Below are 22,165 nucleotides of genomic sequence, written 5' to 3' on the forward strand. Positions count from 1 at the left end.
TAATGGAAGGAATCGGTCAATTTATGCCGTTTATACTAATGTTTGTAGTCGTGTATTTCTTTATGATAGCACCACAAATGAAACGTGCTAAGAAAGAAAAGAAATTCAACGCCGAATTAAAAAAAGGTGATAAAGTAATTACCAAAAGCGGATTGCATGCTAAGGTGTTAGAACTAAACGATAAAGACGGAAGTTGTATTTTAGAAACAATGTCTGGTAAAGTTAAGTTTGAACGCTCTGCAATATCCATGGAGTTAAGCACAAAATTAAACGCTCCAGCTAAATAATTACTGTTACATATTAACATAAAAAAGGCTTTCTAATTTTTAGAAAGCCTTTTTTGTTTAACTCAACTTTCTAATTGATTAAACAATTTATTGTATATAGGCTTAATTTTCCTTAACTTTGCAGCATGGGAATAAGGATTCATGAAATACGAAATAACAGAATATTTAACTTCAACTTTCTAGTTTTTAGAAATCAGTCCGATAAATTCATTCCTCCAAGCTTATAATTTAAAAGCTTTACTACCATTTAAGTAATAACCCCCTTTGGTTTATTATAAGCATAAGCACGCGATTGCCATCATGTGCCCATGCTTTTTGTTATTTATTTACAAATTAAATTTTTTCAATGTTTTTGAAAGAATTTTAAAATTACCCAGTTACTAATGAAAATTAAAACCTTTGATGCTTATTCGAGGTTATCGCATATGGATATTAATAGATTAACCCAATTTATTTACGACCATTCTGGCGATTACCGAGACCGTAAAAGTGCCATTAAAAAATCTTTGCTTTATGCAATGAAAGACCTTCCGGGTTTAGGTGGTTATGTTTTTGTTATGGAAACTAAAGAAGATATTTTGGGTGCTTTGGTTGTAAATAAAACGGGAATGAACGAATACATACCAGAGAATATTCTGGTCTATTTGTCTGTAAACAAAGATTATAGAGGTCAGGGCATTGCGAAAAAGCTAATTGATTATACACTTAAATATTGTAAAGGAGACATTTCGCTGTTTATTAATAAAAATAACGAGGTGCTTAAATTTTTCGAATCAAACGGATTTAAATCCAGAAATATAGAAATGCGTTTAACGCGTTCATCTATTTAACAATTAAAAACAATAAAAAATGAAAATTTTAAAAGTAAAAAGACAAACAGTTTATGAAAAACGCCACAGTTTAAAAATGGGCGAATTAACAACACGAGTCACGTATATTAAAAGATATTTACTCGGGTTACCAATACAAACATTACACAGATACAGACAAACCTATTACGGTGAAGTTAAAGATTGTAACGATTGTTTATTGTTTATATAACCCTAATTAAAAGAAAGAAATTCTTATGAAAGTATTAGTAATAGGCGCAGGAAATATGGGACTAACCTATGCCGAAGGTATGTCTAAATCGAAGTTGCTCAAAAAGCGTAACATCATGGTTTTAGATAACTCTGAAGAAAAGTTAGAAGCATTAAATAAAATAGCTCATTTTGACGCCTATAGTGAATTGGCCGATTGCGTGCCTCAAGCAGATATTATATTTGTGGCCGTTAAGCCTTATCACGCCGAAAGTTTATTTCAGGCCATTAAACCTATGGTAAACAACGACCAGATTATTGTTTCAATAATGGCTGGTGTTACCATCAATTCTATTACATCTTTAACAGGCGTCACCAAAGTAGTACGTGCAATGCCTAATTTACCAGCTCAAATAGGGCAGGGGTTAACGTCGTTTGTAGCATCTCCCGATGTTACAAAAATTGAATTGTTAACAGTAGACAGTCTTTTAGGCACTACTGGAAAATCCATTCAAGTAGATAATGAAAATCTCATCGACGCTTCTACAGGTATTTCAGGTAGTGGACCCGCTTATGTTTTTTATTTCATGCAAAGTATGATGGAAGCTGCCATGCAAATGGGCTTCTCAAAAAACGATGCAACCCTTTTGGTTAGTCAGACTTTTACAGGTGCTGTCGAATTATTTAGTCAATCAAATTTATCGCCCAATTCATGGATGGATCGTGTGGCATCTAAAGGGGGTACAACCCGTGCTGCCCTAGACTCTATGGAAGACAATAACGTAAATGAATTAATTAAAGAAGCGGCCTTTGCTGCATTTAACCGAGCAATAGAATTAGGAAAAGAACATTAATATGTATAAACAAAGAATAGTCATTAAAGTAGGAACTAACGTAATGACTAACAGAGACAACAAAATCGTTAGACCCGTATTAAAACAATTAGTACGACAAATTGCCGAATTATACGAACGCGACATTATAACCATTTTGGTTTCATCGGGGTCTGTAATTGCAGGTAAAGAAGTACTTGGTAAATCAAGTATAAAAAACAAAACGCAAAAACGACAAGTGTATTCGGCCATTGGACAACCCAGAATGATGCGCTTGTATTACAATATTTTTCACGATTACGGAATGAAATGTGCGCAGGTATTACCAACAAAGCGCGATTTTAGTCCGGGCATACACAGACAAAATATGATAAATTGCTGCGAAGGATTGCTGGCTGAAGGCGTGATACCTATTGCAAATGAAGATGATGCCGTATCTGTAACCATGTCTATGTTTTCAGATAATGATGAACTTGCGAGTTTAATTGCCCAATTAATTAACGCCGATAAACTTATTATCTTAACCGATATTCATGGCGTTTATACCGGGCACCCAGATGCAGAAAATAGTAATTTAATTTCTAACATCGATCCTTCAGAGAATTTAGATAAGTACATACAAGAGAACGATAAAGGCGAAGGCGAAGGCCGTGGCGGTATGGGTTCTAAATTAGACTACGCGCAACAAGCCGCAGCACACAACATTCCAACATATATAGCAAACGGAAAAAAAGATAATACCATTATAGATATTATAGATGGTAAAGCTGTTGGAACTAAAGTTTCACTTTAAAAATAAAAGACATGAAATTAATTTCAACCGATATAAAAAATATGGTTTTAAAAAGCATGGTTCGTATTTTAGATGAAAAAAATACGGCGCTTTTAGAAGCCAATAAAAAAGATTTAGACGCTTTTACACGCGATGATCAAGCGATGTACGATCGTTTAATTATAGATGATAAGAAAATAAAAAGCATGCAAAAAGCACTTTTAGAAGTGCAATCGCAAGACGACCCTGTAGATCAAACCATAAGCCATGTAACATTAAACGACGGCTTGCAAATTGTAAATAAAACAGCTCCTTTTGGAACGATTATGATTATTTACGAGTCACGTCCCGATGTTACCATTGAAGCAGCTTCTTTAGCATTTAAATCAAATAATAAAATACTTTTAAAAGGCGGTAAAGAAGCCTATAATAGTAACAAGCTTTTGGTCGAGTTTTGGCATGAAGCCTTGCATGAGCATGGTTTGAGTGAAAATTACATTCAACTACTGCATTTAAACAGAAAGGAAACTCAGGCTTTTCTTAAAAACCCAACCCAACCCATAGATTTAATTGTGCCCAGAGGTGGCGAACAATTAATAGCTTTTGTTAAAGAGCATGCTCATTGTGCCGTCTTGGTTAGTGGTAGAGGGAACAACTTTTTATATATAAATAAAAATTGTAATTGGGAGCAAACCTTAGAAGTTATTCTGAATGCAAAAACAGCCAAAATTTCGGCATGTAACGCATTAGACAATATTCTTGTGGATAAACACATTCCTAATTACGAAGAAAAATTAAAAGCACTCAATCGCATTCTAAATTTAAATGGTGTTAAGGTTTTAGTTGATGCTGAAGCATTTAAAATTTTGAAAAACGAAACCTTAATTGAAGATGATGCCATTTGGAATGAAGAGTTTTTAGCTATGAAATGTTGTATAGGCATTGTAGAAGATGCAGAGGAAGCTATTGCGGTAATTAATAAATATTCTGGAGGCCATTCGGCAGCTATCATGACAACGGATGCTGCTGTTGCCGATACCTTTATGCAACAAGTAGATTGCGCTGCAGTTTATAAAAATGCCTCAACACGTTTTACCGATGGTGGTTCTATGGGTGTGGGCGCAGAATTAGCCATTAGTACAGATAAATTACATCACCGTGGCCCTTTAGGTTTAAAACAACTGGTTACAAATAAATATTATGTTTTTGGTGATGGCCATGTACGTGTTTAACCTTTAACATTTTTAGGTTTAAAAAAAAAGAGGCAGCGTTTTAAAGCTGCCTCTTTTTTTTAATGCATTATTGTTTTTTAAACGTCATCATAGTCAGGTCGTCGAGCATTAAATGAAGCTTACCCTTACTGTCTACATTAAATTTATTTACTTTTTTAATCGTATTTAAAAAGAAAACTTCGCCTTCGCCACAATACATTAATGTTGAGGGACCTGGTTCTCCAAAAGTGATGTTGTTATTTTTTATTGTAAAAGGGGCGGAGTAGCCATTACAACCATTGTTACCAGATACTACACCATTAGTTTTATCGAAAGTTATGTATGGTTTTTTATCAGGAAATAGGCCATCGAAGGCTATTCGGGGTCCTGTTAAATATTCTAATTCCCAGGTTGTATCGTAAAGGGCGGTACTGTTCGTGTTTTTAGTTGATGCACAGCTTAATGTAAAAATGGCTATGCAAAGCATAACAAAAGTATTTAAAGTTTTCATGTTTGTTTTTTTTAATGATACTACTAAATATACAATGATGCTTTCATTAAAAAGTAAAGCTTAACATAAAATTAATTAAAATAAATGATTTAATTAAGGTTTTTTGTGGTTGTAATTGTTTTATATTAAGTAACTTACAGCGTAATCAAGTCTAGAGGTAACCTGCAATTAGGATGATACTATCCGTTAATTTAAATTTTTAATTATGAAAATATCAAAAGACAAGATTAAAGTAAAAATGGAAATTCCAGGAGCCGTTATTCGTCAGCACATAAATTTTGGCGACGCTACGGGCTTAAGTACAATTAGTGGTGAATATTTTAGCCTATCTAAAGGTGTAGATACCACACCATTATTTATGGGTTTAGAGGGTAATTTGTGCCAATGTCCGCATTGGGGGTATTTAATATCTGGGCAAGTTACCGCAACAGATACCAAAGGCGATAAAGAAATTGTTGAAGCAAACGACCTATTTTATTGGCCACCGGGACATAATGTTGCTGTTGATGCCGATGCAGAAATAATCATGTTTAGTCCTCAAAAACTACATTCGCATGTTATTTCACACATGATAGACAAAGTAAATCAATAAAAAAAAACGCCCGAAAAATTTATTTTTCGGGCGTTTTTTTCGTGTTAATAAGTTATTAACCTCCGTAAATAATAGCGTCGTTTATATAATATTTTTCATTGCCATTGCAAATTACTTCCCATTCATCGAAACCAATTTTAGCATACGTAATATCGCAACCACCAGATTTACAAGACCATTCACCGTTAGCAAAAACAAAAACACGATCTGCAGCAGATTTTCTTTTAATATGAACTTCTGCACGACCATTACCTTGTCTAATTACACCGTATTTAGCAGTTGAAGGCGTAGACCCTTTAGCCGATCTTAATTCGCCTGTGGCATTGTAATTTGTTCCTGATACTTTAGCATCGCCTGATGAACTGCTAGAGCCTGTAATAGACATGTCTATAGAGTAATTAACTTTTGTGCCCTTTCTAGCTGTGCTTCGCATTTGAAACACTCTAATTTTATATTTACCATCATTAGGTAAAGTTAACTCACAAGTATCGCCTTCATTTTCTCCAATAAAAATGGCAACATTGTCTGATCCCGGAGGCAATACATTAAAACTTGCAGCATTAATATCGGCTTTCATTGATAATTTTAGTTTCTGACCTTTTTTAGCCACAAAAGAATAATCAATTGTTTGATCACCGACTAAAAGTCCTTTAATTACGGTACTCGATTTACCAGGAGCAAAACTTACTTTTTTGTTAATAATTTGAGAAAAACCTACTAAAGGCAGTGCGGCCAATAATAAAGTAATACATGCTAATTTTTTAAAATTTGTTTTCATAGAATTTGTTAGGTTTAAAATTTGATTTTCATAAAAGTATAAAAAAGAAACAGAAAAAATGATAGTTTATTTTAAAAATTAATAGCTTATATTCTACTGGTTTATAGTCTTTAAACTATTTGTAATTTTGTTTAAACCTTCTATTAAAACAGCTTGAGAACATGCAATATTTAAACGAATAAAACCTGCGCTGTGGTTAACAAATTTGTTTTCATCTTCGACAACAACTCCTGCATTTTTTATAAAAAACTCGGTTAATTTATGTTTGTTTGGCAGGTTTTTTATGTAATACGATATATCTATCCAAGCCAGATAGGTCGCCTCTGGAATAGAAAATTTGGCATGTGGTAATTCTTTTAAAAGTATGGTTTCTAATAACTGGAAATTAGCATCTAAATACTGTTTTAAAGCTTCCAGCCAAGGCAGGCATTTGCTGTAAGCCGCTTGCGTCGCAGCGATATTTAATGGCGATAAAACCTCATGGTAAGTTTCCTGGTATTGTTTTCTTACCGATTCGTTTTTAATAAAAATATTCGACATGAGACTACCGGCCAGATTAAACGTTTTACTGGGCGCCGTACAAGTTACAATACGGTCTGTTTCCTTAAAAATAGTAGCCAGTGGTATATGTTGTTTTCCGGTTCGAAGCAAGTCGCAGTGTATTTCATCGGAGATAATCCATACATTGTTATCTAAGCAAATTTTTCCTAGGGTGTATAATTCTTCTTTGGTCCAAACAGAACCTGTTGGATTGTGAGGATTACAAAGAATAAAGAGTTTAATGTTTAAAGAAGGATCTTTAATTTTCTGCTCTAAATCGGCAAAATCCATTTCAAATCGATGGTTATTCTTTCGTAATTTTGAATTGAAAACCTGTCTGTTATGGTAAGTACCAGCCAAATTAAAAGGACCGTAAGAAGGGGTGCTTATTAATATGTTTTCATCGGGTTTTATTAATAGCGGAACCAATCTTAAAAGTGCGGGAACAACACCAGGTGATATTACAATCTCTTTGGTGTTAATTTCCCAGTGGTATTGTTCCAAAAACCATTTTTCTAAGGTTTCATAATATTTAGAATCGAATATCTGTGTGTAACCTAATATTTTTTTATCTAATCGCTCTTTAATAGCTTCAATAATTTCTGGAGGTGTTGCAAAATCCATATCGGCTACCCACATTCTAATGTAATCGTCTCCAAAGGGAAATGCTCCATCAACTTTTAAATGTTCGTAACTAGATTTCCAGCCTTCATAGCTAATGCTGTTGGTGTTTTTTCGGTTTATAACTTCATCGAAATTATACATTTTAACAGGTTTTAGCATTAAACTTGGGCTGTGATTTCGGCAATTTTACAAATCACTTGGGTTGCTTTAATCATACTTTCAACTGGCACATATTCATAACGCCCATGAAAATTATGTCCGCCTGCAAAAATATTAGGACACGGTAAGCCCATATAACTCAATTGCGAGCCATCTGTACCACCACGAATGGCTTTAATAAGCGGTTTTATACCTAGGTCTAGCATGGCTTGCTCGGCAATATCTACAATATGCATTACAGGTTCTACCTTTTCTTTCATGTTATAATACTGATCTTTGATTTCGGTACTTATAACCTCTCTGCCATACTGTGAATTCAGTTCGGCAGTTAGTTTTTTCATAACCTCTTTACGAGCTTCAAAATGACCCCGATCGTGATCGCGAATAATGTATTCTAAAGTGGTTTTTTCAACTTCACCTTTAATGGCGCATAAATGGAAAAAGCCTTCGTAACCGCTTGTGTGTTCGGGTGTTTCCAATCTGGGTAGGGAGTTTATAAATTCCTGTGCGATATACATAGAATTTATCATTTTGCCTTTAGCATAGCCCGGATGCACTATTTTGCCTTTTACAGTAACAACAGCGCCAGCGGCATTAAAGTTTTCGTACTCTAATTCTCCAATCTGGCTGCCATCCATGGTGTATGCCCATTCGGCACCAAATTTTTCGACATCAAATTTATGAGCACCGCGACCAATTTCTTCATCGGGTGTAAAGCCAACACGTATGTTTCCGTGTTTTATTTGAGGGTTTTTTATAAGGTATTCCATGGCCGAAATAATTTCGCATATTCCAGCTTTATCATCGGCGCCTAGTAGGGTAGTACCATCGGTGGTTATTAAGGTTTGTCCTTTATAGAGTAATAAATCTTCAAAATAATCGGGCGACAAAACAATATCTTCAGCTTCATTTAAAACAATGTCTTTTCCGTCGTATTCTTCAATAATTTGAGGATTTACATTAGCACCTGTAAAATCTGGAGACGTATCAAAATGCGAAATAAAACCTATGGTTGGCACCTCGTGAGATACGTTGCTTGGTAGCGTTGCCATGATATAGGCGTTTTCATCGATAGTAACGTCTTCCATGCCAATAGTTTTTAATTCATCAACTAATTTATTGGCTAAATTCCATTGTTTTTCGGTGCTGGGTGTTGTGTTTGAAGTGGGATCGGATTCGGTGTCTATGGTTACATATCCAATAAATCGATTTATAATAGTTTCTTTTGAAATCATAATTAGGTACTTTTTTATGTAAAGGTATAATATTTGAAGCGCTTAAAGAATATGTTAGTCGCCTTTTGAAGCTTAAAAATACGATTATTAATTTTTTTGCTTTTAGAATTGTTAGATTTTTTAAATAGAACTACTTTTGCACAAATCTAACAGAATGTATAAAGTCTTCCTTCGTCCTTTATTTTTTAAATTCGATCCCGAAACCATTCACCATTTCACGTTTTCTTTAATAAAAATCACCTCTAAAATACCTGGATTTTCTGCTCTTTACAGACGTTTATTTCTTGTTGAAGACAAACGATTAGAACGCAAATTATTCGGATTAACTTTTAAGAATCCTGTTGGACTTGCGGCTGGTTTCGATAAAAATGCGGTGCTGTACAATGAACTTGCTAATTTCGGATTTGGATTTATAGAAATAGGAACTGTGACTCCGAAGGGACAAGCTGGAAATCCGAAAAAACGTTTATTTCGTTTAAAAGACGACCAAGGTATTATTAACCGCATGGGCTTTAATAATGAAGGATTAGAAGCCGCTATATCGCAATTAAAAAAGAATAAAGGTCAGTTAATTATTGGTGGTAATATTGGAAAAAATACCACAACAAAACCAGAAGATTATACCGCCGATTACTTAACATGTTTTAATGCTTTGCATCCTTATGTTGATTATTTTGTACTCAATGTTAGTTGTCCGAATGTAGGCAGTCATGCAAAATTAAACGATAAAGATTATTTAGAAGAGTTAATAGGTGCTGTGCAAAAAGCAAACAAAACCTTTAATAAACAAAAACCTATATTACTAAAAATCGCCCCCGATTTAAATAATATACAACTCGATGAAATTGTAGATCTTGTAAAATCTACAAAACTAGATGGTGTTATTGCTAGTAATACCTCTACCGATAGAAGTGGTTTAAAAGCTTCAGCTGAGTTGCTAGATGCTATTGGAAATGGCGGATTGAGTGGGCAACCTATAAAGGATAAGAGCACGCGGGTTATTAAGTACCTTTCAGAAAAAAGTAATAAAGCCTTCCCAATAATAGGTGTAGGTGGCATTCATTCTGCTGCAGATGCTCTAGAAAAAATTGAAGCAGGAGCCGACCTTGTTCAAATTTACACAGGATTTATTTACGAAGGCCCCGGGTTAATAAAATCTATAAACAAAGCGTTATTAGCTTAAGCCGTATATACTAACCTTAATCCTCTCTTTTGTTCTTTCTGATTTATATCTAATTTAATGAATAACAAACTTAAGACGGCTATAGTTCATTGCTTCTGACTCTCCTCTCGGAAAGTCCTCGCAAATTTGCTATCTTCGGGTTACGGCGGAAAATACTTGCGGATTTTCACGCAACGAAACCATAGCCAAACACTTTGGCATACTTTGGCTAAAACTAAATAAGGATACTAAAGAAATGAATAGAAAAGTTGTTTTTTTCATGGTATTAGCATTCAATCTTGTAATTAGTTCGAATGCAGCAGGTAATAATTACAATATGTGATTGTATTACTTCGGTTTATTTGAGTTTCTTTTAATAAAAATAGTAGTATTTTTATCCTCGATTTATAGAATGTCTTTATGTCACAACAAGTAAAAATAATTGAATGCCCCAGAGATGCTATGCAAGGCATTAAGGACTTTATTCCAACAGAACAAAAAGTTCAGTACATTCAATCGCTTTTACGTGTAGGTTTTGATACCATTGATTTTGGGAGTTTTGTATCTCCGAAAGCCATACCACAAATGGTTGATACGGCTCAAGTTTTAGAAAAATTAGATTTGAGTAAAACAACGAGTAAACTCTTAGCCATTATTGCCAATACCCGAGGAGCAGAAGATGCATGTAAGTTCAAACAAATTGATTATTTAGGCTATCCATTTTCTATTTCAGAGAATTTTCAAATGCGAAATACCCATAGAACCATTGCGCAATCTATTGATACCTTATCGGCGATTTTAGAATTATCAAATAAATTCAATAAAGAAGTTGTTGTTTACATTTCCATGGGATTTGGCAACCCTTATGGCGACCCTTGGAATGTTGATATTGTAGGCGAGTGGACCCAGCGTTTGAGCAATATGGGCGTTAAAATTTTATCTTTGAGTGATACTATTGGTTCATCGGATCCAGAAAGCATCCATTATTTATTTTCCAATTTAATACCCCGTTATGCGCACATAGAATTTGGTGCGCATTTGCATACGACACCCTCCACTTGGTTCGAAAAAGTAGATGCAGCATTTAAAGCCGGTTGCTATCGATTTGATGGAGCTATTCAAGGTTTTGGTGGTTGCCCGATGGCTAAAGATGAACTTACAGGTAACATGCCAACCGAAAAATTACTATCTTATTTCACTTCTCAAAAGGTAAATCCGTTAAACGCTTTAAGTTTCGAAAGCGCTCATAATGAGGCTTCAAAAATATTTAGAAACTATCATTGATTACTAACCAAACTATTTGTTTTTATTTTTATTTAAATTAAATCTAAATAAATTTTGAGATTCTGTTTTTGTATTTTATTTTTGCACAGGATTAATCTACTATTTGTATCAAGTCTAAATAAAAGAAAAAATGACAAGAATTTTATCAATCGTAACCCTAGCTACAATTTTATTCACTTCGTGCTCAAATGATGATGATAATTTAAACACAATTGAAACTCCTTCAACTTATAATTTTACACGTAATAATTTAACAACAGTCGATTTTAGTGGTCAAACCACTAGAATAGCCATGGCCGATGCTTTAGCAAAAGCTTTAATTGATAATACCAAAACTCAAACGCAGTTAGATGGCATGTTTGCTCACGCTCAAGGAAACAATGATTTTACCGATGCTAACTTAAATGCTTCTGATAAAAATTTACGTAGTAAAACGGCAGCTTCAACCGACTTTTTTTCGTCTAATACTACGGTAGCTAATATTATTAAAGCCGATTTTGATGGTTGGATAACATCACAGGTAACAGAAGTGTTTCCTAAATGGGATGTAGTAGCATCAGCTGGTAATGCAGGACAATTACAGCAAGGTGGTGGCGGCACCATTCGCTATATTAATGCTAAAGGTTTGGAGTATAACCAAGCGTTTGCCAAAAGTTTAATTGGCGCTTTAATGTTAGACCAAATTTTAAATAACTATTTAAGTCCTGCTGTTTTAGATGCCGGAACGAATATTACCGATAATAATAATGACGTTTTAGAATCTGGGAAAAATTATACATCTATGGAGCATAAATGGGACGAAGCCTATGGATATTTATATGGTAGTGAAGTAAATCCAGCAGTACCTGTTTTAGATGCCGACCAGTTTTTAAGTGAGTATATCGATCGCGTTTCGGCAGATTCTGATTTTTCAACTATTGATGATGATGTTTATAACGCATTTAAATTAGGTAGAGCCGCTATCGTTGCTAAAAATTACAAAGTTCGCGATGCCCAAGCAGAAATTATTAAAGAGAATTTGTCAAAAATTCCAGCCGTTAGAGGAGTGTATTATTTACAAGCATCAAAAGCTAATTTAGGTGTTGATAATGCCAGAGCATTTCATGCATTATCCGAAGCTTATGGGTTTATTTACAGCTTACAATTTACCAGAAAGCCAAATTCAACTCAACCATACGTAACAAAAACAGAAGTTGATGGTTATTTAGCGCAATTAATGGAAGGAAATGGGTTTTGGGATGTTTCGGCTACTACCATTGACACTATTTCTAATGCCATAGCAGCAAAATTTGGTTTTACAACAGCTCAAGCTGCAACGGTAGAATAATAAATAAACATTTTAAGTAGATGGAATTTTAAATGAACCCCTTCTACTCTTTATATTTGCAAAAATTTTGAAACATTTATAGATATGATAAAAAAAGGTTTTACAATAGTTTTTTTAATGATTATGGTTTTTGCCTGCAGCAGTTCAGATGATGGCGGCGAAACTCAAGCAAAAGATAATTTTGATAGACAAGCCATGTTAATAAATTGGGCAGACAATATTATTATACCTGTTTTTCAAGATTTAAATGCAAAATTAGACGCCTTGGTAACAGCAAAAAACACGTTTGTTACGTCTCCAAACCAAACCAGTTTAGATGCATTACGAGGTGCATGGCTTAACGCTTATAAAGTTTGGCAATATGCCGAAATGTTTAATATTGGTAAAGCAGAAGCTATTAATTACGTGTACCAAATGAATGTATATCCAACAACAGTAGCCGATATTGAAGCAAACATAGCTAGTGGAACCTACGATTTAACCCATACAAATAACAATGATGCAGTTGGTTTCCCTGCACTGGATTATATGTTATATGGTGTGGCTTCTAACGATATCGATATTTTAAATGTTTATACAACCAATACCAATGCCAGTGGTTATAAAACTTATGTGTCCGATTTGGTAGACCAAATGAAATCGCAAACACAAGATGTTTTAACCGATTGGACTTCGAGTTATAGAACAACTTTTGTTAGTAGTAATACCAATACAGCTACCAGCGCTACAAATAAGTTAACAAACGATTTTATTTATTACTATGAAAAAGGGTTAAGAGCAAACAAGGTTGGTATACCGGCAGGCGTTTTTTCTACAACACCTCTACCAGATAGAATAGAAGGTTATTACAACAAGAATGTTTCAAAAATATTAATTTTAGAATCGATGAATGCGGTTCAAAATTTCTTTAACGGTAAATCGTATAATGGTTCTGTTACAGGAGCAAGTTTTAAAACCTATCTAGATTATTTAAACATTGCTAAAGGCAGTACCGATTTAAGTGCTTTAATTAACAATCAATTAAATTTGGCGAGAACTAAAATACAAGATTTAAATGCTAATTTTAGCAACCAAATAAATACCGATAATACTAAAATGACTTTAGCTTATGATGAATTACAAAAAGCAGTTGTTTTATTTAAAGTTGATATGGTGCAAGCCTTTAATATTAGTGTAGATTTTATTGATGCTGATGGCGATTAATAACATAGCAAAATAATACCAAAAAAATTCTCTAAGCATTAGAGAATTTTTTTCATTTTATATGGGATTCAATTACAAAACATACTTAAATAGCTATACCAATGCTGCACCTTTAGCAGTGTTTAGAGTTCTTTTTGGTGCTATGATGTTTTTAAGTATTGTCAGATTTTGGGCTAATGGCTGGATTGAAACCTTATATATAAAACCTAAATTTCACTTTTCTTATTATGGCTTTGAGTGGGTAAAACCTCTGGGGAATTTTACGTATTTACTTTTTATTATTTCTGCTATTTCCGCCCTATGTATTGCATTGGGTTTTAAATACAAAAAGGCTATCATTATTTTCTTTTTAAGTTTTACTTATATAGAATTAATGGATAAAACCACTTATTTAAACCATTATTACTTTATAAGTTTATTGAGTTTTTTAATGATTTTTTTGCCGGCGAATGCCAGTTTTTCATTTGATAATATTCTAGAAAAATCAAATTTTAAAACCATTCCTAAATGGACAATAGATAGTATAAAACTACTATTAGGGATTGTTTATTTTTATGCGGGGTTAGCCAAGATTAATTCCGATTGGTTGTTTAAAGCCATGCCTTTAAAAATTTGGTTGCCCTCAAAATACGATTTGCCCTTTTTAGGCGATATCATGCAATTAGAGTGGTTTCATTATGCCATGAGTTGGGGTGGCATGATTTACGATTTAAGCATTCCGTTTTTATTGTTATACAGAAAAACGCGCTGGTTTGCATTTGTTTTGGTTGTGTTTTTTCATGTATTCACCAGAGTTTTGTTTCCAATTGGAATGTTTCCGTTTATCATGATTGTAGCTTCATTAATATTTTTCGATGCTTCATTTCATCAAAAAATCATTCAATTTATTCAAAGCTTATTTAAAATTTCATCTTTTAAAGTATCAAACAATTTTATTACTTTAGATAAATATCAATTTAAAAGACCTCAAATAGTAATTCCAATAATAACTTTGTTTTTTGTTATTCAATTGGTATTGCCATTTCGATATTTACTTTATCCGGGCGAATTATTCTGGACAGAAGAAGGCTATCGTTTCTCTTGGCGTGTCATGCTAATGGAAAAAGCAGGGTATACCACTTTTACAATTAAAGATGCTAAAAAAGGGACTAAATTTGTAGTTAGAAATTCCGATTTTCTAACATCATTTCAAGAAAAACAAATGAGTTTTCAACCTGATTTTATTTTAGAGTACGCCCATTATTTAGGCGATCATTTTACATCACAAGGACATAAAAATGTACAGGTTTTTGCCGAAAGTTATGTGGCTTTAAACGGACGTGTAAGTCAGCCATACGTTGATACCTCTGTCAATTTATATAACCAAAAAGAATCATTCCGCCATAAAACGTGGATTTTACCATTTTACGATGAGATTAAAGGATTATAACATTATTTTATTGCTTTTATTAAGCATTTTAGGGCATGCACAATACAAAATTTCGGGTGTTGTTACCAATGCAAAAACCAATTTACCCATTAATAAAGTAGAGGTTTACGATAAAGTTTCAGGATTAAAAGCCACAACAAATGCCAAAGGGTATTATGAATTTGAAACTAATAAAAAGAGCATGACTATTGTGTTTTTTTCTTATGAATTTGAAGTAAAAGAAATAGAACTATCCTCAACAAACTCGGCGCAAGTAAATGTGGCTTTAAATGACATGTCGGTAAGTTTATCGGAAGTTGAAATTACATCAAGAAGAAAAAAAATCTTCGAATTATCCAGATTAAAAGATGTTGAAGGCACTGCAATATATGCCGGTAAAAAAACAGAAGTGGTTTTAGTGGATCAATCTATGGCTAATTTGGCAGCTAACAATGCTCGCCAACTATACAGTCAAGTTGCGGGTTTAAATATCTATCAAAATGATGATGCTGGTTTACAACTAAATGTTGGTGGACGCGGCTTAGACCCTAACCGTACGGCTAATTTTAATACCAGACAAAATGGGTACGATATTAGTGCCGATGTTTTAGGATATCCCGAAAGCTATTACACGCCAGCTTCTGAAGGTTTAAAAGAAATTCAAGTTATTCGTGGGGCTGCATCCTTACAATATGGTACACAATTTGGCGGACTCATAAATTTTAAAATGAAAGAGCCAAATCCAAATAAACCCATCGAGTTTATTACCAGAAATACTATAGGGAGTTATGGTTTATATACCAATTTTACTAGTGTAGGTGGTACAAAAAATAAGTTTAGCTATTATTCGTATTTTAATTACAAAATGGGTGATGGATTTAGACCTAATTCTAAATACGAATCTAAAAACTTGTTTACTCAAATAAGGTATCAATTTAATGATAAAACAAAGGTAACAGCCGATATCACATATTTACGTTATTTAGCCCAACAAGGTGGTGGTTTAACCGACCAAATGTTTTTGAGCGATCCTTATCAAAGTAATCGAGAACGGAATTGGTTTCAAGTAGATTGGTTGCTTTATAATCTAAATTTAGCGCATCAATTTTCAGAAAAAACCAATTTTACTTTCAATTTTTTTGGACTTAATGCATCTCGCGATGCTTTAGGATTTAGAACCAATCGTGTAGACCAAATTGACCCAGGCAATGAACGCGATTTAATTAAAGGCGATTTTAAAAATTTTGGTTTTGAAACCCGATTGCTAAGTAAGTATGAAATTGCCCAAAAAGATGCCACATTTTTAATTGGAACTAAATTATATAAGGCCGATAATTACCAACAACAAGGGCCAGGTAGCGATGGTATTGGTCCCGACTTTAGCTTTTACAACAATGAGTTTCCTAATTACACAAACCAGTCTGAGTTTGATTTACCTAATTTTAATCTGGCTGTTTTTGGAGAAAATATTTTCTATTTAACTAATACATTTTCGGTTACACCCGGCTTTCGTTTTGAATATATAAGAACTCAAAGTGAAGGATTTTACAAAAACATAAGAACCGATGCGGCTGGTAACGTTATTTTTGAAGAAACAGTAGAAGATAATCAAGATTTTGATAGGTCTTTCGTATTATTAGGTTTAGGCTTAAGCTATAGGCCTTCAACAAGTTTTGAAGCTTATGGTAATATTTCGCAGAACTACCGTTCGGTAACTTTTTCAGATATTAATATTAACAATCCGGCTTTTGCAATTAACCCCAATATTACAGACGAAAATGGTTTTACAACCGATTTAGGTATTCGAGGTAACTATAAAAGCATTTTGTCTTACGATTTAGGTGTTTTCGGACTTTTTTATAACGGTCGTATTGGTTTTGTTCAAAAAGTATTAAGCGATAACAGAATTATAAGTGAACGCGGTAATGTTGGAGATGCAGTGATGTATGGCATGGAATCGTTATTTGATTTTAACCTAAAGAAAATAGTAGATTTAAGTAACGATTTTAGCTTTAATTACTTTATAAATACATCGTTTATTAATTCAAAATACACCAAATCACAACAGGTTGGAGTGAAAGGTAATAAAGTAGAGTTTGTGCCAGATGTAAATTTAAAAACAGGTATTAGATTTGGTTATAAAAATTTTGCATCAAGCTTACAATATACTTATTTGTTTCAGCAATTTACCGATGCAACCAATTCGGTAACGGCAAATTTAAGTGGTGTTATTGGTGAAATACCAAGTTATGATGTGTTAGATATATCTTTGGCTTATACCTTCAAGCAATTTAAGTTAGAAGCAGGCGTAAATAATGTTTTAGATAACGCTTATTTTACAAGACGCGCAACAGGTTATCCTGGCCCCGGAATTATTCCGTCTGCACCAAGAAATTGGTACACAACTTTGCAAATTAAGTTGTAGTAGTTTTTAAGATTTTTTTAACGTTTATCGTTTAAACTTTAATCGGGTTATATGGTCTAAAGGCGTAACCAAACCAAAGTAATACCTTGAAAAATATAACATTTCTAATATTTCTATGCCTATCCTCATCATTATTTGCCCAAAAATTCACCTTAGAAGGCGTTGTTAAAGATAGAAATGCTAATACCCTTGATGGTGCCACCGTTTATTTACAAAGCATTAAAGACAGTGTCCCTATATCTTACGGTATTACCAATAAAAATGGCAAATTTTCTTTACAGGTTAATGCCGAAAACGACAAAAAAGCCATATTTAATATCGCTTACTTAGGTTACAAACCTTTTTTAAAAGATATAAATATTCCTGATGGCGATTTACTTAATCTGGGTGACATTACACTCGATGATCAGGTTGAAGAGTTAAATGTTATTTCTATAATTGGAAAAGCGCCGCCGGTTGTTATTAAAAAAGATACCATTGAATATAACGCCGATAGTTTTAAAACCTTACCAAACGATAAAGTTGAAGATTTATTAAAAAAGCTTCCCGGAGTTGAAATCGATTTAGACGGTGTTATAACCGTAAATGGTGTTGAGGTTGAAGCTATAAATGTAGATGGTATGAGTTTTTTTGGTGAAAAAAATGGTGAAATCGCTTTAAAAAACATACCTAGTAATGCTATAAGCAAAGTACAGGTTACCGATTTTAAAACCGATATGGAAAAGTTTACTGGTGAAGAATCTACCTCAGGCACTAAAGAGATCAACTTAAAAATTAAAAAAGGTAAGAATAAAGCCTATTTTGGCGATGTTAATTTGGGCTACGGAACCGACGATAAGTATCAGGCCAATGCCAATTTGTTTCAGTTAATAGAAGGAAAGCAATTAGGCATCATCATGGGTACTAATAACATAAACATGTCCCGTGGTTTTAACGCCTTACCCGATGCCGAATCAAGTAATGGTTATATCGAATCCGATTTTATAGGTGCCAATTTTTCAAAAGGAAAATGGAACGAGACCAGTATTAATGCCGATTATAAGTATAGTGCCCAAAACAGAGATAATGCCCAAAAAAGTTTCACACAAAATTTCTTACCCAATTTTTCTTATGTTACCAATGCAACAAGTAGGGGGTATAACGATTCCGAAAGTCATAATTCTGGAACCGATTTACGCTTTGTAATAAAACCTAAAAACAATAAAAAAGGAAATAGCGTACGTTTAACAAATAAAATAAACTTCGATGCTTCAAACAACGACTCCTTTTCTACTTCCAATCGAATTTCGGAAGATGCAAATGGCGATTTAGTTAGTAGTTATTTTTCAGAATCGAATGCTAGTAACTCCGATTATAATTTTAACAACGATTTTAATGTAGCATCTCGTGTTGGTAAAAAAAATGATTATTTTTTTATGGGTGTAAATACCACCTTTTCAAAACAAGATGGCGCCAGCAAAAGTTTTTCTAATAATAAGTTAGAACGAAGCAATACAACCGTAGTTCAAGATCAGATTTCAAATACAGAAAACAGAAATTCTAATATTAGATTTATTGCAAGATGGAGCAAAGAGATTTTTGAAAACTTCAAATTTATTCCAGGGTATACCGCTTCTGTTAACACTCAAAACAACCAAAAGTCTATTTTTGATTATAACAATACAGATGATGATTACAACATTTTTAACGATCAAATTAGCACAGATAGTCGTTATGTTTCAACCACTATAAAACCTTCTTTGGCTTTGCGATACGATTTAAAAGAATTTCGATTTGAAATTGAAGGCGCCTTTACCAATACATTTCGAAAATATATTGATAACATTATAATTGCTAGAAATTTTAAAAACGATTTTGAATATTTAACCTATTCGGGGCGTATACGTTATCGTGACGAAAAAGGGTATAAAAACATCACTTTAGACTACAGACAAAATGTTAATTTACCATCCATTAATCAGTTACAACCGGTGCCTAATGTTAGTAATATTACCAATATTGTAACTGGTAACCCTTTGTTAGAGCCGCAAATAAGTCATAATATCAATTTTAAATATCAAAATAACATTGCATTCAATAATATTAACATAACGGCTAATGCGAAAGCAGAATTTGTAAACGATAAAATTATCAATTCCACCATTACCGATAGCGATTTAGTTCGATTTACTACTTTCGAAAATATTAATGGGGATTACAGTTTTTCTGGGAATACGGGTATTTCTAAGTCTTATTTTAGCAAGAAAACAAACTATTCAATAAATTTAAGAATGAATGGCAATTTTAGAAACATACGATCCATTCAAAACACTATCCAATTCACAACACAAACAAGTACCTTAAGACCCAACTTGTCTCTAGGGTATTCATTTGATAAAAAAATAGATGTCAATGCAAGTTATAGTTATGCACTAACAAAAACGAGTTACGATACGAATATTTATAACGATAACGAATTTTTTGTACAAAATTTACGATTAGAATCTTCTTTGTTTTTTCTGAAGCATGCTTTTTTAACCAATAAGGTATCGTACCGGTATAACAGTCGAGTAGGCGATGATTTTGATGGCGCTGCTGTATTTTGGAATGCTGGTTTAGGAGTGCAATTATGGAACGATAAAGCAACTTTAACGGCTGTTGGTTACGATATTTTAGGCAAGAATAACGGTTATAACCGTTCGGTAACCGAAACCGCCATACAAGATGTTGAGAATAGAATTTTAGAGCAATATTTTATGCTAACTTTCGTGTATAAGTTTGGTCGTTTTGCCGGACAAAACATGAATTTGGGAGACCGAAACATCAATCGAGGCGGTAGAAGAGGTGGTCGTGGTCGATAAAAAATATTGCTTCGAAAAATAACTGATATATTGGTATGATTTTGTATATTTGCACGCAATTATAACGTAATTGCAACATGACTGCACATCAAGACAAAATACTAGGAGAGGGTTTAACCTACGACGATGTATTATTAGTACCAGCTTTTTCAGAAGTACTTCCTCGTGAAGTTAATATTCAAACAAAATTCACCAGAAATATAACCATAAACGTGCCTATTATTTCGGCAGCTATGGATACCGTTACAGAAAGCAAAATGGCAATTGCCATGGCGCAAGAAGGTGGTATTGGCGTACTTCACAAAAACATGACCATCGAACAACAAGCCCTTAAGGTAAGACGTGTTAAACGTGCCGAAAGTGGTATGATAATCGATCCGGTAACCTTACCACTAACAGCGACGGTTTTAGATGCTAAACTTAATATGGCCGAGCATAGTATTGGCGGTATACCTATTGTTGCAGAAGATGGAACATTAAAAGGTATTGTAACAAATCGTGATTTACGTTTTGAACACGATAAAAAACGACCAATATCGGAAGTAATGACCAGCAAAAACCTAGTGACTGCTGCAGTTGGAACCTCGTTAAAAGACGCCGAAATTATTCTTCAACAACATAAAATTGAAAAATTACTTATTGTAGATGAAGATTATAAACTTTCTGGTTTAATAACTTTTAGAGACATCACTAAATTAAGTCAGAAACCCATCGCAAATAAAGATGAATTTGGTCGTTTACGTGTAGCTGCTGCTCTTGGAGTTACAGCCGATGCTGTAGATCGTGCCGAAGCTTTGGTAAACGCAGGTGTTGACGCCGTAGTTATTGATACCGCTCATGGCCACACCAAGGGTGTTGTAAACGTACTAAAAGCGGTTAAAGCTAAATTCCCTACGTTAGATGTTATTGTTGGAAATATTGCCACTGGCGAAGCTGCTAAATATTTAGTTGAAGCAGGTGCCGATGCTGTAAAAGTGGGTATTGGACCAGGATCAATTTGTACCACTCGAGTTGTTGCAGGTGTTGGTTTTCCTCAGTTTTCAGCGGTATTAGAAGTAGCTGCCGCTATTAAAGGAAGCGGTGTTCCAGTAATTGCCGACGGTGGTATTCGTTATACAGGTGATATTCCTAAGGCCATTGCCGCAGGTGCCGACTGTGTGATGTTGGGATCGCTGTTAGCAGGTACCAAAGAATCTCCAGGAGAGACTATTATTTACGAAGGTCGTAAATTTAAATCGTACAGAGGTATGGGTTCTGTTGAAGCCATGAAAGAAGGAAGTAAAGACCGTTATTTTCAAGATGTAGAAGACGATATTAAAAAATTAGTACCCGAAGGTATTGTAGGTCGTGTGCCTTATAAAGGCGATTTATACGAAAGTATTCATCAATTTATTGGTGGTTTACGTGCCGGGATGGGTTACTGTGGCGCTAAAGATATCGCAACATTAAAAGAAACAGGCAGATTTGTAAAAATAACAGCTAGTGGTATTAATGAAAGTCATCCGCATGATGTTACTATCACTAAAGAATCTCCTAATTATTCTAGATAATTTAATGAGAACATAATAAAAAAAGGGTAGAATTTTCTACCCTTTTTTTATTTATAAATTTTAATTAGAGTAAACTTGTCCGCGATGTGGTTTTAAAGTATCTCTAAGGGGTTTCATAATGGCTTCATCTACAACCATAAATGCAATAGCATGTTCCGGATTCAAGGCTTCAAAACCTGTAATTTGGCAGTCAATGTTATCAATTTTTATGAAATCTTTTAAATGAATTTCGTGGTGCTCTGCAATTTTAAGAGCATCGGGACCTCTAAAATCCCATATCAGTTTTAATTTACGCATAGTATGTGTTGTAATTACTAACAAATTGTAAAAATATAAAATAATAAGAAGTAATATTTTTTCTTTTTAAACGTTAGTAAAACCGACTTGCATTATAGGTTTATATTA

At 33.8% G+C, this 22,165-nt stretch carries 20 protein-coding genes; 15 read left to right on the plus strand and 5 right to left on the minus strand.

The genetic code is table 11. From position 1 onward, the window contains the following. Window positions 1-2 precede the first annotated feature (2 nt). The 6 genes from yajC (at window position 3) to AW14_RS09280 (ending at window position 4,143) form a co-directional block, all read left to right on the plus strand. Window positions 3-287: a preprotein translocase subunit YajC gene (gene yajC / locus AW14_RS09255; protein ID WP_044638549.1), complete on the plus strand. Its 285-nt coding sequence runs from the start codon at window positions 3-5 to the stop codon at window positions 285-287. A 383-nt stretch (window positions 288-670) separates the two neighbouring features. After that, window positions 671-1,117, plus strand: coding sequence for a GNAT family N-acetyltransferase (locus AW14_RS09260; RefSeq protein ID WP_044638550.1), 447 nt, complete (start codon window positions 671-673; stop codon window positions 1,115-1,117). Window positions 1,118-1,136: 19 nt separating this feature from the next. Continuing rightward, a complete protein-coding gene (locus tag AW14_RS09265; RefSeq protein ID WP_044638551.1) occupies window positions 1,137-1,328 on the plus strand; it encodes a hypothetical protein in 192 nt (63 codons plus the stop codon). A gap of 25 nt (window positions 1,329-1,353) precedes the next feature. Further along, window positions 1,354-2,160, plus strand: a complete 807-nt coding sequence (gene proC, locus AW14_RS09270) for a pyrroline-5-carboxylate reductase (RefSeq protein WP_044638552.1) — start codon at window positions 1,354-1,356, stop codon at window positions 2,158-2,160. 1 nt (window position 2,161) lies between these two features. Continuing rightward, window positions 2,162-2,932, plus strand: coding sequence for a glutamate 5-kinase (gene proB / locus AW14_RS09275; RefSeq protein WP_044638553.1), 771 nt, complete (start codon window positions 2,162-2,164; stop codon window positions 2,930-2,932). Window positions 2,933-2,943: 11 nt separating this feature from the next. Further along, entirely contained in the window at window positions 2,944-4,143 is a 1,200-nt protein-coding gene (locus tag AW14_RS09280) for a glutamate-5-semialdehyde dehydrogenase (protein ID WP_044638554.1), read from the plus strand. 67 nt (window positions 4,144-4,210) lie between these two features. On the opposite strand, the gene AW14_RS09285 is transcribed toward AW14_RS09280, so the two are convergent. Beyond that, entirely contained in the window at window positions 4,211-4,633 is a 423-nt protein-coding gene (locus AW14_RS09285) for an META domain-containing protein (protein ID WP_044638555.1), read from the minus strand. A gap of 205 nt (window positions 4,634-4,838) precedes the next feature. On the opposite strand from AW14_RS09285, the gene AW14_RS09290 reads away from it, so the two are divergent. Next, entirely contained in the window at window positions 4,839-5,225 is a 387-nt protein-coding gene (locus tag AW14_RS09290; RefSeq protein ID WP_044638556.1) for a cupin domain-containing protein, read from the plus strand. 55 nt (window positions 5,226-5,280) lie between these two features. Here the strand turns inward: AW14_RS09290 and AW14_RS14500 are convergent, their stop codons facing one another. The 3 genes from AW14_RS14500 to pepT all read right to left on the minus strand — a co-directional run bounded on the left by AW14_RS14500 (window position 5,281) and on the right by pepT (window position 8,561). After that, window positions 5,281-6,003, minus strand: coding sequence for a hypothetical protein (locus tag AW14_RS14500; RefSeq protein ID WP_052647470.1), 723 nt, complete (start codon window positions 6,001-6,003; stop codon window positions 5,281-5,283). Between the two features lie 93 nt (window positions 6,004-6,096). Beyond that, a complete protein-coding gene (locus AW14_RS09300) occupies window positions 6,097-7,308 on the minus strand; it encodes a MalY/PatB family protein (protein WP_044639581.1) in 1,212 nt (403 codons plus the stop codon). Between the two features lie 17 nt (window positions 7,309-7,325). Beyond that, a complete protein-coding gene (pepT, locus tag AW14_RS09305; protein WP_044638557.1) occupies window positions 7,326-8,561 on the minus strand; it encodes a peptidase T in 1,236 nt (411 codons plus the stop codon). 154 nt (window positions 8,562-8,715) lie between these two features. Here pepT and AW14_RS09310 point away from each other — a divergent pair, with 154 nt between their 5' ends. From AW14_RS09310 to guaB, 8 genes are all read left to right on the plus strand, one after another. Next, window positions 8,716-9,744, plus strand: a complete 1,029-nt coding sequence (locus AW14_RS09310; protein WP_044638558.1) for a quinone-dependent dihydroorotate dehydrogenase — start codon at window positions 8,716-8,718, stop codon at window positions 9,742-9,744. A 399-nt stretch (window positions 9,745-10,143) separates the two neighbouring features. Beyond that, window positions 10,144-11,007 carry a hydroxymethylglutaryl-CoA lyase gene (locus AW14_RS09315; RefSeq protein ID WP_044638559.1) on the plus strand — a complete coding sequence of 288 codons (864 nt, stop codon included), beginning with the start codon at window positions 10,144-10,146 and terminating at the stop codon, window positions 11,005-11,007. A 130-nt stretch (window positions 11,008-11,137) separates the two neighbouring features. Then, entirely contained in the window at window positions 11,138-12,334 is a 1,197-nt protein-coding gene (locus AW14_RS09320) for a DUF4856 domain-containing protein (RefSeq protein ID WP_044638560.1), read from the plus strand. 84 nt (window positions 12,335-12,418) lie between these two features. Further along, the gene (locus tag AW14_RS09325) at window positions 12,419-13,537 is read left to right on the plus strand and encodes an imelysin family protein (protein ID WP_044638561.1); all 1,119 of its coding nucleotides are present in this window, start codon (window positions 12,419-12,421) and stop codon (window positions 13,535-13,537) included. 61 nt (window positions 13,538-13,598) lie between these two features. Continuing rightward, on the plus strand, window positions 13,599-14,966 hold the full coding sequence (locus tag AW14_RS09330; protein ID WP_044638562.1) for an HTTM domain-containing protein: 1,368 nt from the start codon (window positions 13,599-13,601) through the stop codon (window positions 14,964-14,966). Next, entirely contained in the window at window positions 14,947-17,370 is a 2,424-nt protein-coding gene (locus AW14_RS09335; RefSeq protein WP_044638563.1) for a TonB-dependent receptor domain-containing protein, read from the plus strand. The genes AW14_RS09330 and AW14_RS09335 overlap by 20 nt, the downstream gene beginning before the upstream one ends. 86 nt (window positions 17,371-17,456) lie before the next feature. Then, on the plus strand, window positions 17,457-20,210 hold the full coding sequence (locus AW14_RS09340; RefSeq protein ID WP_044638564.1) for an outer membrane beta-barrel protein: 2,754 nt from the start codon (window positions 17,457-17,459) through the stop codon (window positions 20,208-20,210). Between the two features lie 77 nt (window positions 20,211-20,287). Continuing rightward, window positions 20,288-21,760: an IMP dehydrogenase gene (gene guaB / locus AW14_RS09345; protein WP_044638565.1), complete on the plus strand. Its 1,473-nt coding sequence runs from the start codon at window positions 20,288-20,290 to the stop codon at window positions 21,758-21,760. A 60-nt stretch (window positions 21,761-21,820) separates the two neighbouring features. Here the strand turns inward: guaB and AW14_RS09350 are convergent, their stop codons facing one another. Beyond that, window positions 21,821-22,057: a hypothetical protein gene (locus AW14_RS09350; protein ID WP_044638566.1), complete on the minus strand. Its 237-nt coding sequence runs from the start codon at window positions 22,055-22,057 to the stop codon at window positions 21,821-21,823. Window positions 22,058-22,165 lie beyond the last annotated feature (108 nt).

Origin of the sequence: Siansivirga zeaxanthinifaciens CC-SAMT-1 (assembly GCF_000941055.1) — a bacterium.
Taxonomy (GTDB): domain Bacteria; phylum Bacteroidota; class Bacteroidia; order Flavobacteriales; family Flavobacteriaceae; genus Siansivirga; species Siansivirga zeaxanthinifaciens.